The sequence below is a fragment of the Candidatus Nitrospira neuquenensis genome, assembly GCF_979578155.1.
This window is the reverse complement of record NZ_CEFZDU010000011.1, coordinates 165,423-181,902: the sequence shown is the minus strand read 5'-3', so window position 1 is coordinate 181,902 and position 16,480 is coordinate 165,423. Positions and strand designations below refer to the sequence as shown.

At 69.2% G+C, this 16,480-nt stretch carries 14 protein-coding genes; 10 read left to right on the top strand and 4 right to left on the bottom strand.

Features of this window, described 5'->3' with window-relative positions; genetic code table 11:
- Window positions 1-19 precede the first annotated feature (19 nt).
- From pheS to fmt, 4 genes are read right to left on the bottom strand one after another with little or no spacing between them, the layout of a single operon-like run.
- The gene (gene pheS, locus AC1U7O_RS05910) at window positions 20-1,597 is read right to left on the bottom strand and encodes a phenylalanine--tRNA ligase subunit alpha (RefSeq protein ID WP_479893708.1); all 1,578 of its coding nucleotides are present in this window, start codon (window positions 1,595-1,597) and stop codon (window positions 20-22) included.
- Between the two features lie 2 nt (window positions 1,598-1,599).
- Entirely contained in the window at window positions 1,600-2,286 is a 687-nt protein-coding gene (gene rpe, locus AC1U7O_RS05905; RefSeq protein ID WP_479893707.1) for a ribulose-phosphate 3-epimerase, read from the bottom strand.
- Window positions 2,283-3,689, bottom strand: coding sequence for a 16S rRNA (cytosine(967)-C(5))-methyltransferase RsmB (gene rsmB / locus AC1U7O_RS05900; protein ID WP_479893706.1), 1,407 nt, complete (start codon window positions 3,687-3,689; stop codon window positions 2,283-2,285). Before rsmB ends, rpe begins: the two co-directional genes overlap by 4 nt.
- Window positions 3,686-4,645, bottom strand: a complete 960-nt coding sequence (gene fmt / locus AC1U7O_RS05895; protein WP_479893704.1) for a methionyl-tRNA formyltransferase — start codon at window positions 4,643-4,645, stop codon at window positions 3,686-3,688. Before fmt ends, rsmB begins: the two co-directional genes overlap by 4 nt.
- A gap of 378 nt (window positions 4,646-5,023) precedes the next feature.
- On the opposite strand from fmt, the gene AC1U7O_RS05890 reads away from it, so the two are divergent.
- The 10 genes from AC1U7O_RS05890 to AC1U7O_RS05845 all read left to right on the top strand — a co-directional run bounded on the left by AC1U7O_RS05890 (window position 5,024) and on the right by AC1U7O_RS05845 (window position 16,423).
- On the top strand, window positions 5,024-8,053 hold the full coding sequence (locus tag AC1U7O_RS05890; protein ID WP_479893702.1) for a PAS domain S-box protein: 3,030 nt from the start codon (window positions 5,024-5,026) through the stop codon (window positions 8,051-8,053).
- 99 nt (window positions 8,054-8,152) lie between these two features.
- Window positions 8,153-8,290 (top strand): 50S ribosomal protein L34, encoded by a 138-nt coding sequence (gene rpmH / locus AC1U7O_RS05885; RefSeq protein WP_479893701.1) that lies wholly within the window; start codon window positions 8,153-8,155, stop codon window positions 8,288-8,290.
- Between the two features lie 9 nt (window positions 8,291-8,299).
- Window positions 8,300-8,683 carry a ribonuclease P protein component gene (gene rnpA, locus AC1U7O_RS05880; protein WP_479893700.1) on the top strand — a complete coding sequence of 128 codons (384 nt, stop codon included), beginning with the start codon at window positions 8,300-8,302 and terminating at the stop codon, window positions 8,681-8,683.
- Window positions 8,665-8,874: a membrane protein insertion efficiency factor YidD gene (gene yidD / locus AC1U7O_RS05875; RefSeq protein WP_479893699.1), complete on the top strand. Its 210-nt coding sequence runs from the start codon at window positions 8,665-8,667 to the stop codon at window positions 8,872-8,874. Before rnpA ends, yidD begins: the two co-directional genes overlap by 19 nt.
- A gap of 64 nt (window positions 8,875-8,938) precedes the next feature.
- Window positions 8,939-10,678 (top strand): membrane protein insertase YidC, encoded by a 1,740-nt coding sequence (gene yidC, locus AC1U7O_RS05870; protein ID WP_479893698.1) that lies wholly within the window; start codon window positions 8,939-8,941, stop codon window positions 10,676-10,678.
- A 12-nt stretch (window positions 10,679-10,690) separates the two neighbouring features.
- Window positions 10,691-12,118 (top strand): tRNA uridine-5-carboxymethylaminomethyl(34) synthesis GTPase MnmE, encoded by a 1,428-nt coding sequence (mnmE, locus tag AC1U7O_RS05865; RefSeq protein ID WP_479893697.1) that lies wholly within the window; start codon window positions 10,691-10,693, stop codon window positions 12,116-12,118.
- Between the two features lie 13 nt (window positions 12,119-12,131).
- Entirely contained in the window at window positions 12,132-13,997 is a 1,866-nt protein-coding gene (gene mnmG, locus AC1U7O_RS05860; protein WP_479893696.1) for a tRNA uridine-5-carboxymethylaminomethyl(34) synthesis enzyme MnmG, read from the top strand.
- 79 nt (window positions 13,998-14,076) lie between these two features.
- Window positions 14,077-14,733: a 16S rRNA (guanine(527)-N(7))-methyltransferase RsmG gene (gene rsmG / locus AC1U7O_RS05855; protein WP_479893695.1), complete on the top strand. Its 657-nt coding sequence runs from the start codon at window positions 14,077-14,079 to the stop codon at window positions 14,731-14,733.
- Window positions 14,734-14,820: 87 nt separating this feature from the next.
- A complete protein-coding gene (locus AC1U7O_RS05850) occupies window positions 14,821-15,594 on the top strand; it encodes a ParA family protein (RefSeq protein ID WP_479893694.1) in 774 nt (257 codons plus the stop codon).
- Window positions 15,572-16,423, top strand: a complete 852-nt coding sequence (locus AC1U7O_RS05845) for a ParB/RepB/Spo0J family partition protein (RefSeq protein WP_479893693.1) — start codon at window positions 15,572-15,574, stop codon at window positions 16,421-16,423. The genes AC1U7O_RS05850 and AC1U7O_RS05845 overlap by 23 nt, the downstream gene beginning before the upstream one ends.
- The last annotated feature ends 57 nt before the right edge of the window (window positions 16,424-16,480 follow it).

Below are 16,480 nucleotides of genomic sequence, written 5' to 3'. Positions count from 1 at the left end.
CGGCGTCCGAGGGGCGCGATCAATACCTTCCCCGCATCGTCCGGATCAGCTCCAGGTCGCCGGAGAAAAGGTCGCGGATGTCGTGGATGCCCAGGGCGACCATGGCCATGCGGTCGAGCCCGAGGCCCCAGGCGATGACCGGCACCTCCACCCCGAGGGGGAGCGTGACCTCCGGCCGGAACAGGCCGGCTCCCCCCAGTTCCATCCAGCCCAGGCGCGGATGCCGCACGTGCAGCTCCACCGACGGCTCGGTGAACGGAAAGTAGGCCGGCAGGAACCGGATCTCCTTCGCCTGCGCCACCTCGCGGGCGAAGAGATCGAGCAGGCCCAGGAGCGTGCGGAAGGTGATGTCCCGACCCAGGACGATGCCCTCGACCTGGAAGAAGTCGGTCGCGTGGGTCGCGTCCACCTGGTCGTAGCGGAAACAGCGGGCGATGGCGAAATACTTGCCGGGGATCTTCGGACCCGCCGCGAGCGTGCGCGCGGAGACGGCCGTGCCCTGACTGCGGAGGATCAGGCGGGCGGCCCGCTCGCGGTCGTAGGCGTACCCCCAGCCGGACGACTGGGCCTTGCCGCCGCGCTCGTGGGCCGCCGCCACCTCGGACAGGAAGGGCTCCGGCATGGCCTTGGCGCGGCTCGGCTCCTTGACGAAATAGACGTCGTGGATGGCCCTGGCCGGATGGAACTGGGGCATGAACAGCGCGTCCATGTTCCAGAACTCGGTCTCGACGAGGCCAGCGCGCATCTCCTCGAAGCCCATGCCGACCAGCTGGTGCTTCACCTGATCGAGAAATTCCCGGTAGGGGTGCCGCCGCCCGACGGCCAGACGCGGCGGGCGGAGGCTGATCGTATACTTGCGGAACCGCTTGCTGCGCCAGGAGCCGTCCTTCAACAACTCCGGGGTGAGCTGCGAGACCTCTTCGCCCGGCGCCTGCCGCGCCAGAAGCTGGGCGACCTCCTGCCCCGCCGGCGTGAGCGCGTACCGGCGCTCAACCCGCTCGTCGATGCGGAAGGGCTCCTTGGGGTTGCCGCGGCGGACCGCATGGCTTTCGATCACCCGCCGCATGGGATCGGGAAAGGACTGGAATTCCTTGGCTCCGGCATGGAGCTGCTTGAGCAGCCAGCGGAGAGCCTCGGCCGTCTGGCTCGGGCTGCCCGTCGCCTCCACGACCCCGCCCTGGACGATTCGGATCACGCCCTCCTTCTTGAGCGTCCCCACGGCGGTGCTGACCTCGGCCGGCTCCAGCCCCTCCTTGACCTGCAGGTCCTGGACGGTCAGGCGCTTGCCGGTCTGACCGGCCTGGCGGACGGCCGAGAGGATGCGCTCGATGGGCGAATACTTCTCGAAGTACCGTTCGCCCACGGGCGTGAGCGACACGATGGGCGTGACGTGCTCGGCCTGCACCAGCACGAGCGCCTTCGTCAGCAGCCACTCGACCGCCATGGTCACCTGCGAGCGGTCGAGCGCGGCGGCCTGGGCGAGCTGCTCCTCCCGTAGGGCGGGGGCATCCTTGGCCTGGGCCGCGGCGGCCAAGGCCCGCAGCACCCTGATCTCGAGGGGGTGCAGGCGCTCAATGAGCCCGGCGGGGTCGGCCATCGTCACGTCGTCCCCTTGCCGGCCGACCCGCCGGCGCTTCGCAGCGCCGCGACGGCGCGACCGTAATCTCCCGCGCGGAAGATCGCCGAGCCGGCCACGAGGATGTCGGCGCCCGCCTGGACGATGCGCGCGGCGTTCTCCGCCTTCACGCCCCCGTCCACCTCCAGGAGGGCCGGGCTCCCGGTTCGGTCGATGAGCTGTCGGGCGCGGGCGATCTTGTCCAGCACGGCGGGGATGAACTGCTGCCCGCCGAAGCCGGGGTTCACGGACATGATCAGCAGGAGATCGGCCTCCCCGATGATCTCCTCGACCGTGGCCAGGCTGGTGGCCGGGTTGAGTGTGACCCCGGCTTTGACGCCCCGCTCCTTGATGGCCTGGACCGTCCGATGCAGGTGGGGACAGGCCTCGACGTGGACGGTCAGGTAGTCGGCGCCGGCCTCGGCGAACTCGGGGATAAAGGGGTCGGGCGTCGTCATCATCAGGTGGACGTCGAGGGGCAGCTTGGTGACCTTGCGGAGGGCCTCGACGATCGGCGGCCCCACGGTCAGGTTCGGGACGAAATGGCCGTCCATCACGTCCACGTGGAGCAGGTCCGCGCCGGCCGACTCGACGGCCGCCACCTCGTCCGCGAGTCGCGCGAAGTCGGCGGACAAGATCGAGGGAGCGATCCGGAGGGCCGGGCGGGTCATGCGGGGGCGACCTTTCGGAGCCGAGCGGCGAAAAAGGCGTCCATGGCGGCGTCGGGGGAGAATTGGGTCGAGAGGTCGCCGCGGACGGTCACGAGCCCGGACCCGCCCGGGGGGAGCCAGGGCTCGACGGATTCGCGCTGAAACTCGGGGTGCCGGTCGCAGAACTCGTCGATCACCTGCTCGTTTTCTTCGGGCTCGGGCGAGCAGGTACTATAGACCAAGACCCCGCCGGGTCGCAAGCGTCGCGCGGCCCCATCGAGGAGCCGCGCCTGCGCGGCGTGGTGCGCGGCGAGGTCCGCCTCGCCCTTGCGCCACTTCCCCTCCGGATGCCGGCGCAGCACGCCCAGGCCGCTGCAGGGCGCGTCCACCAGCACGCGGTCGAAGGCGCAGGCGAGCGCCGGGTGGTCATGGCGCTCCGCCGCCGCGTCGGCGGCCAGGGGCCTGACGATGTGGATCCCCAGCCGTCGGCAATTCTCCCGGAGCCGCGCGAGCCGGGCGTCGCTCCGGTCGAGGGCCACGATCTCGCCCCGGTCCCGCATCATCGCCGCCAGGTGCGTCGCCTTGCCGCCGGGCGCCGCGCAGGCATCCAGCACCAGCTCGCCCGGCCGGGGATCGAGCAGCCGTGCGACGAGCTGCGCCGCCTCATCCTCGACGTAAAAGAGCCCCTGCTCGAACTGGGGCAGGTCCGTGACTGCCCCCCGTTTCTCGACCAGCAAGCCGTCGGGGCTGTAGGCGGTGGGCCGCACGACGCAGCCCTCGGCGGTCAGGGCCTCGGCCAGCGCCTCGCGGGTCGTCTTGAGGCGGTTCGCACGGATCGTCAGGGGCGGCGCCACCGTCGTCGCGCGACAGGCGGCCTCGGCCTTCGCCGGACCGTACCGCGCCAACCACCGCGCCGCCAGCCAGGAGGGGCAGGAATACCGAAGGGACAGGGAGCGGAGCGGGTCCGTCTCGAGCGACGGCCAGGGCGGCGCCGGCTCGCGCGCCAGCCGACGGAGCACCGCGTTGACGAACCCGGCCCAATGGCCGCCCGGCAGCCGCTTCACGAGGTCCACGGATTCATCCACCGCCGCCGACGCCGGCACCCGGTCCAGATGGAGAAGCTGATAGGCGCCGAGCCAGAGGGCGCCGCGCACGACGAGGGGCAGCCGCTCGACGGGGCGGTCGGCGACCAGGCCCAGCCGCCAGTCGAGACTCGCCCGGTGGCGGAGCACCCCGTAGACCAGCTCATGCGCGAGCGCACGGTCCCGCTGATCCAACCCGGCGCGCGCGAGGCCGGCGTCGAGCCGCTCGTCCGCCGGGACATCCTGCCGATGGACCCCGACCAAGACATCGAGCGCGACGGCCCGGGCTCCGGTCCGGTGGCCCGCGCCCCGCGCGGCGATCGCTCCGCCGACGGGCTTCACCTCGCCTCCTCGCCGGGAGGCGGTCCGTTGCCCAGCCGGAGTCCCGGCGGCACGGGATGGCCGGCCAGGTACTGGGCGACCGCCATCCGCCGGCCGTTGGCCGGCTGCAACTCTGCGATCGCCAGGACCCCCTCGCCGGTCGCCACGAGCAGGGCGTCCTTTCTCGCCTCGACCACGGTTCCGGGCGGGGCGCCGGCCGGTCGGCCGTCGGCGGCGACCCGCCAGATGGTCCACCGCTCCGGGCCGGCATAGGTATAGGCTCCCGGCCAGGGCGAGAGCCCGCGCACGCGGTCGGCGATCCGTTGCGCCGGCAGGGTCCAGTCGATCAGCCCGTCCTCCTTTTTGAGCAGGGGGGCGAGCGTGGCCCGCGCGTGGTCCTGCGGGCGCGGCGTGAGGGTCCCTTCTTTGAGCCGGCGGATCGTCTCGATCAGCAAGGCGGCCCCGACCTTGGCAAGGCGGGCGGAGAGGGTACCCGCCGTGTCGTCCGGCTGGATCGGCACGGGTTGCTGGAGCAGCACCGCGCCCGTGTCCATTCCCTCGTCCATCAACATGGTCGTGATGCCGGTCTCCCCCTCCCCGTTGATGATGGCCCACTGGATCGGGCCGGCGCCCCTGTAGCGCGGCAGGAGCGAAGCGTGCACGTTGATGCAGCCCAACGGCGGCAGGTCCAGGATCACCTTGGGCAGGATGCGCCCGAAGGCGGCGACCGCGATCAGGTCGGGCCGCCAGGCCGTGAGCGCCTCCAGGAAGGCCGGATCCTTCATCTTCACCGGCTGAAGGAAGGGCACCCCCTCCTTCAGGCAGAGCTGTTTGACCGGGGAAGGGACAAGGGGTCGGCCGCGCCCCTTCGGCCGGTCCGGCTGGGTCACGACCCCGACGAGGGTTTCCCCCGATCGGATGAGGGCTTCCAGCGACGGAACCGAAAAGTCCGGCGTCCCCATGAACACGATGCGCATGGGGCTGCTTTAGCATGGGCCCTGAGGGAAATCAACGGCGGGCGTCCCCCACCTTGACGGTCCACCCCTTCTGGGTTAGGCTTCGCGCTGTAGAAGGGCTTGCTCACCCTGACCGTGGGGCTGTTGTGTCCCGTCGGCTGGATCGAGACCCGGGCGTGGCACCGACATCGGCGACCGTTCCCTCGGTCCCAGCCCCTTGTCACCCGTCGAGGTCCCGCGGCCCCTGCCGCACCGCGATCGCTCCCGGACAGACGTCCGACCCAGGTTGTTCGCGTTCGGAATGGGCCGGCGCCTTGAGCGCAGCCGCGGTCCACCGGGGTGGGGTCTCGGAGACCGCGTCCTCCCCCTCGGCTGCCGGGTAGCCTGGGACACGCGACGATGAGCGGCGAGATCTTCTCCTCCGCCAGTTACGGCTCGGTCGCCTACGCCGTCCCACCCCTGATGACGGCGGTGGCCATCCTGCTGCTGGGGCTGCTCGTCCTGCTCCACGAGAAGGCCTCCCGCGTCAGCGCGACCTTCTTCTCCGTCACCCTGACGATCTTCATCTGGCTGGCCTGTTTCGGCTTGATGTACGCCTCCGAGTCCGCCGAGTCGGCCAGGCGATGGGCCGTCCTGGCCTACCTGGGGGTGCCCTTCATTCCCACCGCGTTCTACCACTTTTCGATCACGGCCCTGAGGGGCGAGCAGGCGAGGGATCGGCTCGTCCCCGTCGCCTGGGGCGTGTCCGGGCTCTTCGCGCTGGCCGCCGTGGCCAGCGATGCCCTGATCACCGGCCTCTATCGCTATTGGTGGGGCTTCTATCCGAAGTACGGCTGGCTGGGCGCCCTGTTCCTGCTGTTTTTCGCCCTGCTCATGGGCGCCAGTCTCCGCAATTACTGGACGGAGTTCCGCTCGGCCCAAGGCGCGGTGCGCCGCCCGCGGGTCCGGCTGTTCATGATCGCCTTCATCTTCGCCTTCCTCGGCTGCGTGGACTTCGCCCCGAAGTACGGCCTCGCCCTCTACCCCTTCGGCTACCTGCCCGTGCTGGGCTTCACCGCGGTCATGGCGCTGGCGATCTGGCGGTACCGGCTGGTGGACATCACGCCCGCCTTCGCGGCGGAGCAGATCCTCTCCACGATGGCGGACGCGCTGCTGGTGCTCGACCAAGAGGGGCTGGTGCGCGTCGCGAACCACCAGGCCAGCCGGTTGTTCGGGCTGCCGGAGGACGCCCTCATCGGCAAGCCCGTGCCCGCCCTGGGCAACGGCCTCCTCGACAAGGAAGGGCTCGAGGGGTTGTTCCGCTCCGGCACCCTCCAGAAATTCGAGACGGCCTACCGCCCGGCGGAGGGCCCGGCCACCGACCTGGAAGTATCCATTTCCGCCATCCGGGACCAGGACGGCCGGGCCGTCGCCTTCGTCTGCCTGGCCCGAGACATCACCGCCCGCAAGCGGGCGGAGGGGGAGCTGCGGGAGAGCGAGGAGCGCTTCCGGCAACTGGCGGAGACCATCCGCCAGGTGATCTGGATGACCACCCCCGACAAAAACCGGATGATCTACATCAGCCCCGCCTACGAGGAGATCTGGGGCCGGTCCCGCGAGAGCCTCTACGCCTCGCCCCGCTCCTGGCTGGAGGCCATCCACCCCGCCGATCGAGACCGGGTGCTGGAAGCCGCCCTCACCAAGCAGGCCGCCGGCGCCTACGACGAGGAGTACCGGATCGTGCGCCCGGACGGCACGATCCGCTGGATTCAGGATCGGGCCTTCCCCATCCGCGACCGCCACGGGACCATCTACCGGATCGCGGGCATCGCCGAGGACATCTCCGATCGCAAGCGCGCCGAGGAGGCGATCCGGACGGCCCACGACGAGCTCGAACGCCGCGTCCGCGAGCGGACGGTCGAGCTCTCCCAGGCCGTCACGCTGCTCCAGTGGGAGATCGCCGAGCGCAAGCGCACCGAGGAGCAGCTCCAGCAGAGCCAGGTCCAACTGGCCGAGGCCCAGCGGCTCGCCCACCTGGGGAGCTGGAGCTGGGAGATGACGACGAACACGATCACCTGGTCCGACGAGCTCTACCGCATCTTCGGGCTCACCCCCTTCGAGTTCGACGCGACCTACGAAGCCTACCTGGCCTGCATCCACCCGGAGGACCGAGAGGCCGTCCACGCGACGATCCAGCGGGCGGTGCGGGACCACGAGGCCTTCGATTTCCACCACCGGATCGTCCGCGCCGACGGGACGATCCGCATGCTGCATTGTCTGGGCAAGGTCGTGGTGGACCAGGAGGGACGCCCCGTCCGGATGGTCGGCTCCGCCCAGGACGTAACCGACCTCAAGGGCGTGGAGGAGGCGCTCCGGGAGAGCGAGGAGCGGTACCGGACCGTGGCGGAAACGGCGGCGGAGGGCATCATCACGATCGACCAGCAGGGCACGATCGTGTTCGTAAACCGCGCCACGGAGCAGATCTTCGGCTACAGCGCGGAAGAGATGCTGGGCCGGCCCCTGACCATGCTGATGCCGGAATCCATGCGGGACGCCCACCGGCGCTCGATGGCCCAGTACCTGGGCGAGGGCCAGAAGCACCGCTCGTGGGACGTCGTGCACCTGCCGGGACGCCACAAGACCGGCCGCGAGATCCCCCTGGAATTCTCCTTCTGGGAGTTCTCGCAGCACGGCACCCGCTACTTCAGCAGCATCGTCCGGGACATCACCGAGCGGGTGCAGGCCGCCGAGGTCCGCAGCCGGCTGCTCGAGCAGGTGATCTCGGCCCAGGAGGAGGAGCGGCGCCGGATCGCCCGCGAGCTGCACGACGAGACCGGCCAGTCCCTCATGTCGCTCCTCGTCGGGCTCCACGCCATCGAGGCGGCGGGCTCCGCGCGCGAGGCCCACACGCTCGCGCGCAAGTACCGCGAGATCGCCGCGCTGGCCCTGGAGGAGGTGCGGCGGATGGCCATGGGCCTGCGCCCCAGCGTCCTCGACGACCTGGGCCTGGCCGCGGCGGTCGAGCGGTACGCCGAGCAGTACGCCAAGTCCTACGGCATCGGCGTGGACGTGCACTGCCAGGGGCTGGAGGACCACCGGCTCCCGTCGTCGGTGGAGACGGCCGTCTACCGGATCATCCAGGAGGCCCTCACCAACATCGCCAAGCACGCGCAGGCCACGGTGGCCAGCATCGTCATCGAGCGGCAGCCTGCCTTCCTGCAGACCATCGTCGAGGACAACGGCTGCGGCTTCGACGTCCAACAGACGCTGCACTCATCGGGGCGGACCGCCCACTTCGGCCTGCACGGCATGCGCGAGCGCGCCGGCCTGATCAACGGCACCATCGAGATCGAATCCACCGTCGGTCGCGGCACCACGATCTATGTCCAGGTCCCCCTCGCGGAGCAGTCCTCCGGCGCCGCGGCGAGCTGGTCCTCCCATCGGGGCTGACGACCGCGCCGGGGACCCGGCCCCCTCGCCCGATTGACAGCCCTCTATTCGGTCCCTATAATCCAGCCCTTTGGATCGAAGGATGAGAGGAGCCGGCCCATGTCGTTCACGTTCAGGCAACCCTCGAAATTGAAGCGGAAGCGCGAACACGGCTTCCGCAAGCGGATGAGCACGAAGGGCGGCAGGAAGGTCCTGGCCCGTCGTCGGGCCAAGGGGCGCGCGCGCCTCACGGTGTGACCGGCGGTCATGGGCCCGCCTGGCGGGGAACGGACGTTCTTTCTCCGACGGAGCGTCGAGATCGAGCTGGTCAAGCGCCAGGGCCGCCGCGTGCAGACTCCGCTGTTCAACCTGCAGGCCCGGCGGGCGGGCGGGTCCCCGGCACGGGTCGGCATCGTGGCGGGCAAGCGGCTGGGCGGGGCGGTCGCCCGCAATCGCGTCAAGCGGCGGTTTCGGGAGTTGGCGAGGACGGTGCGTCCCCGCCTGGTCCGAGGCTACGAGATGCTGGTCTTCCCGCGGCGCGAGGCCGTCACGGTGCGTCCCGCGGCCCTGCGGGAGCTCTGGCTGTCGGTGCTCGGGCGGGAGGGCCTGTTGGTGTCCGAATCGGATCGTCCATGCGGCAGCTCTGCCTGACCCTGATCGCGCTCTACCGGCACTGGATCTCGCCGGCGCTCCCGCCCGCCTGTCGGTTTGAACCCACCTGCTCCGCCTATGCCTACGAAGCGATCCGGCGGCACGGGCTGCTCCGGGGGTCGGGCCGGGCCGCCCGTCGGCTCCTGAAATGCCATCCCCTCCATCCCGGCGGGGTGGACCCCGTCCGCTAGGCCGGCCCGCTCCGCCCGACCAGCGATCCCGGTCCTGATCGTCGCAACGAGGTCTTCCGTCTCCATGGAAAAGCGGGTCGTCGTCTTCCTGGTTCTTTCGCTTGCGATCATCCTCGGGTACGACTACCTGCTCAAGCAGCTCGGACTCGCCCCGGCTCCGCCGGAGCGGTCGGCGGTTCAGTCGCCGACGGGCGACGAGGCGGATCAGCCCGCCAAGGGGCCGGGCGAGGGGACGCAGGCCCCGGCGCCGTCCGCCGGCGCCGCGCCGGCGTCTCCGGCCGGCGACCTCGCGGCCTCCGCATCGAGCGAGCAGCAGGTCGTCGTCGAGACCGACCTCTACCGGGCGACCCTCTCCAACCGCGGCGCCGTCGTCTCCCGCTGGGAGCTGAAGCGCTACAAGCGGACCGGGGCCGCCGACTCGCCGCCGGTCCAGCTCGTCTATACCGAGGGTAAGTTCGCGGGGCCCTTGTCGGTCCTGACGCCGGATGCCTCCGTCACGGCCCGCCTGGCCGACGCCCTCTACGAGATCGAGCGGGACTTCACGGTCTTGGACGCCGCCCACCCCGTCGGCCACCTGATCTTCCGCCATCGCTCGCCCGACGGCGCCCTCCTCCTGGAAAAGCGCCTCGCCTTTCACCATGACAGCTACCTCGTGGACGTCTCCGTGACGGCCGCGGGCCTCGAGGGGCCGCCGACGCTGGGGCTGGGCACCAATTTCGGGATCGTCGAGTGGGGCGAGGGCTTCATCGGCCTGATCGGGCCCGCCTCGCTGGTGGACGGCGTGATCGAGAAAGAGACGCCCGAGACCGAGGCCGAGCGCAAGGGGTCGGTCCGCTGGGTGGCGCTACAGGATAAGTACTTCATCAGCGTCCTGCTTCCCACGGACGGGACGGCCGCCGTGGCGAGGAAGGAAGGCGACAAGCTGGCCTCGGCCGCAGTCCGCTTCGCCGGCCAGGCCGGCGCGCCGATGACGGCCCGGCTTTACGCCGGCCCCAAGGAGTACGACACGCTCAAGGCCCTCGGGGTCGGGGTCGAGGAGACGATCGACTTCGGGTGGTTCATCTACGGGAGCTGGGGCCTCGTCAAGGCGGTCGCCTGGCCGCTGTTCGCGGTCCTGCGCTTCGTCTACGGCTTCACCCACAACTACGGCCTCGCCATCATCCTCCTGACGGTCGCGATCAAGCTGCTCTTCGTCCCCCTGCAGTACAAGAGCTACAAGTCCATGAAGGACATGCAGGTCATCCAGCCGCAGGTGGCGGCGCTCCAGGCCAAGTACAAGGACGATCGCGAGCGGCTGAACCGTGAGCTGATCAAGCTGTACCGCGACCACAAGGTCAACCCGGTCGGCGGCTGCTTGCCCATGCTGCTGCAGATGCCGGTGTTCGTCGCCCTGTTCAATATCCTCTACATGACGATCGACCTCCGGCAGGCGCCCTTCATCCTCTGGGTGACCGACCTCTCCGTCCAGGACCCCTACTACGTCCTACCGATCCTCATGGGCATCTCCATGGTCGTGCAGCAGAAAATCATGCCGACGACCATGGACCCGACCCAGGCCAAGATCATGCTCGTCTTCCCCGCCTTCCTCACGCTCCTCTTCGTGACGTTCCCCTCGGGGCTCGTCCTCTACTGGCTGACGAACAACGTGCTGACCATCGCCCAGCAGTTCATCACCGACCGGTACGTCTACAAGAAGAAGGCCGCCCCGGTCGCTGGCGACGAGGCGGAGGCCGGCACCCCGCGGGCGGGCAAGGGCAAGAGGGGCAAGGCGGCGGCCGAGGCCGACGGCCAGGCCGAAGCCTGAGGCGGATTCGCCATGGGCGGACAGGTCGACGACACGATCTGCGCCATCGCCACGCCGGTGGGGGAGGGCGGCATCGGGATCGTGCGCCTGAGCGGCCGCCGGGCCGTGGAGGTGGCTTCCGGCCTCGTGCGGCTGCGCTCCGGCGTCGCCCTGGCATCGGCCAAGTGCCGCCGGCTCTACCACGCGGACCTGCTGGATGCGGTGGAGGCCGCCACCCCGTCTCCCGGTTGCCACCCTCCGCCGCTCGACGAAGCCCTCGTCGTCGTGATGCGCGCCCCGCGTTCCTTCACCGGCGAAGATGTCGTCGAGCTGCACTGCCACGGCGGCCCCTTCCTTCTCCAGCGCCTCTGCGAGGGGCTCATCCGGCACGGCGCGCGCCCCGCCGAGCCGGGGGAGTTCACCAAGCGGGCCTTCCTGAACGGCAGACTGGACCTGACCCAGGCCGAGGCCGTGCTCGACACCATCAGGGCGCGGACGGCCGAAAGCCTGCGCCTGGCCCAGGATCAGCTCCGCGGTCGCCTGTCCGCCGAAGTGACCCGGTTCCGCGAAGAGTTGATCGGGCTGCTGGCCCACGTCGAGGCGGCGATCGACTTCGCGGAGGAGGATTTGGCCTTCATCGAGCCGGCGACGCTCCTCGACCGGCTCCGGCGGACGAAGGAGGCCGTCGCACGGCTGGCGGGCAGCGGGGAGGATGGACGCATCCTGCGCGAGGGCATCTCGGCGGTGCTCCTCGGCCGGCCGAACGTGGGCAAGTCCAGCCTCATGAACGCGCTCCTGCGCGCCGACCGCGCGATCGTCACCCCGCGGCCCGGCACGACGCGGGACCTGCTGGAAGAATCCCTCACGATCCGCGGCCTGACGGTCCGCCTGGTGGACACCGCCGGAGTCCGGGAGACGGAGGACCCCGCCGAGCAGGAGGGGGTCCGTCGCAGCTGGGCCGCCATGGAGGCGGCGGATCTCCTCTTAGTCGTGCTCGACGGCTCCCGGCCGCTGGAGGAGGAGGACCGCGCGTTTCTCGGCGAGCTGGAGGGCCGGCGGCGACTCGTCCTCGTCAACAAGCGCGACCTGCCGACCCGCCTCTCGGCACAGGACCTCGCGGCCTGCGAGCAGGCCGACCCGCCGAGTCACGTCCTCCACGTGTCCGCCAGGACGGGCGAGGGGCTGGAGGAGGTGCGCGACCGACTGCGGGCCCTGGTGCTGCGGTCCGATTTTGAGGCGGGGGAATCCGCGGTCGCCACGCGGCTCCGGCACCAGGCCTCGCTGCTCGCGGCCCGTGACGCATTGGAGCGGGCCGAGACGAGCGTCGCCGCGCGCCTGTCCGGCGAGTTCGTGGCCGTGGACCTGCGGGCCGCGGTCGAGGCCCTCGGCGAGATCACCGGCGCCACGGCGACGGAGGACGTCCTGGACCGGATCTTCCGGGAGTTCTGCATCGGCAAGTAGGCGAGGGGCGGTCATGGAATTCGACATCGTCGTCGTCGGCGGGGGCCACGCGGGCTGCGAGGCGGCGCTGGCCGCGGCGCGCATGGGCGCGCGCGTCCTGCTGCTGACCATGGACGAGGACAAGATCGCCCAGATGTCCTGCAACCCAGCGATCGGCGGCATCGCCAAGGGTCATCTCGTCCGGGAGATCGACGCGCTGGGCGGCGAGATGGGCCGCAACACGGACCGGGCCGGCATCCAGTTCCGCCTGCTCAACACCAGCAAGGGCCCGGCCGTCCGCGCCCTGCGCGTCCAGTGCGACAAGCGGCGGTACCGGGAGGCCATGCAGGAGACCCTGCGGGCGCAGCCGGGCCTGGCGATCGCGCGCGGGACGGCGGAGCGCCTGCTCACGAAGGGCGGGGCGGTCTGCGGCCTCGTCACCGGCCGGCACGAGGCGATCGCCGCGAAGGCCGTCATCCTGACATCGGGTACATTTCTTAAGGGATTAATCCACATCGGCCTCAACCGGTTCCCCGCCGGCCGGGCCGGGGAGGCGTCGGCCGAACGGCTGTCGGACTGCATGCGCGACCTCGGCTTCGAGGTCGGACGCCTGAAGACCGGCACGCCGCCGCGTCTCGACCGCGACACGATCGACTTCGCCGCCATGACGGTGCAACCGGGCGACGACCCGCCCACGCCCTTTTCCCGCCGTACGGAGCGGATCCCCCTGCCGCAGGTCTGTTGCCACCTGACCCACACGGGGGAGGACACGCACCGGATCATCCGGGAGAACCTGGACCGCTCGCCCCTGTACAACGGGCTCATCGAGTCGGTCGGCCCGCGCTACTGTCCCTCGATCGAGGACAAGGTCGTCCGCTTCGCGGACAAGCCCCGGCACCAGGTCTTTGTCGAGCCGGAGGGGTTGGATACGCAGGAGTTCTACCCGAACGGCATTTCGACCAGCTTGCCGGTGGACGTCCAGGCGGCCATGCTCAAGACGATCCCCGGCCTCACGCAGGCCCGCATGCTCAAGCCCGGCTATGCGGTTGAATACGACTACTTTCCACCGCGGCAGCTCCACCCAAGCCTGGAAACCAAGCCGGTGGCCGGCCTCTACCATGCCGGTCAGATCAACGGCACCTCCGGCTACGAGGAGGCCGCGGCGCAGGGCATCATGGCCGGCATCAACGCGGCCCTGGCGGTGCGGGGCGAGTCTCCGGTGATCCTGGACCGCTCCCAGGCCTACATCGGCGTCCTGATCGACGACCTCATCACGAAGGATGCGCGCGAGCCCTATCGGATGTTCACCTCGCGGGCCGAGCACCGGCTCCTGCTCCGGCACGACAATGCGGACCTTCGCCTCACGGAGATCGGGTACAGGATCGGCCTCGTGTCACAACCCCTCTATGACCGCCTGCGGCGTAAGCAGGAGGCGATCGAGCGGGAGGTTGGCCGCCTCAGGAGGACCAGGACGAGATTCACGGAGAAGATCGGGGCGACCGCGGAAGATCAGGAGCTCGAAGGCCTACACCCCTGCCACACCCTGGCCCTGCTCCTCAAGCGACCGGACATGTCTTATGAGCGACTCCTGGGCCTGACCGGTGACGATGGTCCCTCCGACCCCGAGGTGCGGGCAGAGGTCGAAGTGATGATCAAGTACGAAGGCTACATCCTCCGAGAACTCCGCCGAGTCGAGGCCTTCAAGAAATTGGAGCGACGCCGAATCCCCCCGGACTTCGATTACGACCAAGTCCCTGGGTTTTCAAATGAAGTTCGAGAAATCCTCAAGCGGGTCAGGCCGGCCTCACTCGGTCAAGCCTCTCGCATTTCCGGTGTGACGCCCGCCGCCATCTCGCTCCTCCTGGTCGCTCTCGCCAGACATCGAGGGCTGGCACAGTGATCTTCTCTCTTCTTCGCCGCCGAGCCATGAAACGGAGATTTGACTTGACGCCGCCTTCCGTTTTTCGTAGATGTTCCACGTGGAACAGGCCGAATTGTTCGCCAAGACGCTGGCTGAGGGGGCTGGACAACTCGGCGTGAGATTAACAGCCAATCATCTCGCACAATTCACTGTTTACTTTGAAGAACTCGTCAGATGGAACCGGAAGGTCAACTTGACGGCCATCAAGGAGACAGAGGAGATCGCCATCAAGCACTTCGTTGATTCCTTGGCCGTCACCAAGGTCTTGTCACGCGAATCTATGTGCTCTCTCCTCGACATCGGAACAGGGGCCGGCTTCCCAGGAGTGCCCCTGAAAATCTTCGACCCAACGATCGAGCTTACCTTGCTCGAGCCAAGCCTGAAAAAAACCGCGTTCCTACGCCACGTGGTCGGCTCGCTCAACCTATCCAAGGTGACGGTCCTACCCAACCGGATCGAGCAGCTTGTGACAGATTCCGGATGGCTCAGTCGCTTCTCCACCGCCGTCACCAGAGCGCTCCGGGTCGAGCCGTTCCTGGCCGATATCCGTTCCCTGCTTAACCTTGACGGACGGCTCATTCTCTGCCGGACAACGCCAATCGGCAACCCGCCCGCAGGGTTCGGCATCGAGCGGGAGGTGGCCTACGAGCTACCCCACGGTTCAGGCCATCGAGTCCTGACCGTCTTAAAACCGGCTGACGAGGGACGGGCATGATCCGATATTGCCCTGATGTTCCACGTGGAACAGTCCCCTGCCAGGGTCCTCAATGGCTGACCGATTGCCTTGGCAAAACGGCACATCATGACTAGGGTGATCGCTGTTGCCAATCAGAAGGGTGGAGTTGGAAAAACAACGACTTCCGTTAACGTCGCAGCGGCGATCGCGATCGCGGGCCATCCGGTGCTCTTGGTGGATATGGACCCCCAGGGCAATGCCACGAGCGGGCTCGGGGTTGACCCCCGGCAATGCAGGGCGACCGTCTATACCTGCCTCATCGGAGAAGAGGCGGGGCAAGCCGTCGTCCCGACCTCGGTCCCGAAACTCGACCTCCTTCCGGCCAATGCCGACCTGGCCGGGGCGGAGATCGAGCTGGTCGCGCTCCCAAACCGTGAATCGCTCCTCAAGCAACGACTCGTCCAGCTTCTCCCGCGCTATGACTCTGTGATCGTTGACTGCCCGCCGGCCCTGGGGCTCCTCACCCTCAATGCCCTGACCGCCGCGACCAGCCTGCTGATTCCCGTCCAGTGCGAGTACTATGCGATGGAGGGGCTCGGCCGGTTGATGGCGACGGTCCAGCGCGTGCAGCAGTCGCTGAACCCCGGCCTGGCGTTGGAGGGGATCGTCCTGACCATGTACGATTCGCGCAATACGCTGGCGCGCCAAGTGGCGGAGGAGATTCGCACCCACTTCGGCGCGAAGGTCTACCACACCGTCATTCCCCGAAACGTCACGCTGGCCGAGGCGCCCAGCTACGGCAAGCCGGCCATGCTCTACAATGCCGCAGCTTCAGGGAGCCAAGCCTATCTCGAGCTGGCCAAGGAGATCCTGAACCATGGAAAAGAAGGCGCTCGGTAGAGGACTCGATGCCCTGCTTCCGGACCACGGCGGTCGCCCAGCCCCCGGCGAAGAGGCGGTCCAGGTGCCGATCCACGACATCCTGCCCAATCCCTACCAACCCAGGATGGACTTCGCCGAGGAGGATCTCGCCGAGTTGGCGGACTCGCTCAGGCGGGACGGTCTGCTCCAGCCGCCCGTCGTCCGGCGCAAGGGCGACGGGCGGTACGAATTGATCGCCGGGGAGCGCCGGCTGCGGGCCGCGCGGCTGGCCGGCTTCCAGGCCGTTCCCGTGGTCGTGCGCAACTGCACGGACCAGCAGGCCATGGTCCTTGCGCTGGTCGAGAACCTCCAGCGGAAGGACCTCAACCCGATCGAAACGGCCCAGGCCTACCACCGGCTTCTCAAGGAGTTCGGCCTCACCCAGGAGGCCCTCGCCGAGCGGGTGGGGAAGGACCGCTCGTCGGTGGCGAACATAATGAGACTGGTACACTTACCTACTGATATTCAGCAGGATATCGCCGCCGGCCGACTGACGACCGGCCACGCCAAGGTCCTGCTCGGGCTCGCCGATCAGGAGGAACAGCTCCGCCTCGCCCGCCGGATCGTCGCCGAATCCCTGTCCGTGCGGCAGGCCGAGCAGGCGGCGGCCCGCGCCGCGCGGGCCGCCAAGCGCCGGCGGAAGGCGGGGCGCGCCGCGGCCTATCCCGACCTGGAAGAGCGCCTGCGCCGCCGGCTCGGGACCCGTGTCACGATCACCGCCGGGAGGCGGGGAGGCGTCGTCGCCCTGCACTACTACTCGCCCGCCGAGCTCGACCGGCTCGTCGAGCACCTCCTCGCCTCGCCCTGAGCCGGTCCCGCGAGGGCTCCCCGAGACCGAGGAATCGCCCTGTCAAGCCATCTGAAA